Below are 310 nucleotides of genomic sequence, written 5' to 3' on the forward strand. Positions count from 1 at the left end.
TGTAAAACATCCTAACCTCATGTCCCCCCTAATGCGCGGACACTTTTAAGAGGGGGCAATCAACTTATTAATAGAATCCTAACGATTCAAGCATTCCAACAATACCTAATACTATTAGGGTACCAACTAAAAACAGAACAACTGCTGACTTTTTACTCTTTTCTTTATAAGAAAAAAAGAGAGTTACAATGAGCACAAAAGTAATTCCGAAAAACAGGGCTGCAAATGGTGTCGTTGGGGTAATGAAATCATACCAATGAATCAAGTTCACTATATCCATCCTCACTCGCAATGATTATTAGAGTTGGTA

1 protein-coding gene is annotated in these 310 nt (G+C 36.8%); it reads right to left on the reverse strand.

The annotated features are described in order from the left end of the window. Nucleotides 1-67: 67 nt before the first annotated feature. Nucleotides 68-271 (reverse strand): hypothetical protein, encoded by a 204-nt coding sequence (locus AOA60_RS32330; protein WP_143522496.1) that lies wholly within the window; start codon nt 269-271, stop codon nt 68-70. Between the last annotated feature and the right edge of the window lie 39 nt (nt 272-310).

The sequence above is a fragment of the Pseudomonas sp. 2822-17 genome (assembly GCF_002742485.1).
Lineage (GTDB): Bacteria > Pseudomonadota > Gammaproteobacteria > Pseudomonadales > Pseudomonadaceae > Aquipseudomonas > Aquipseudomonas cyclaminis.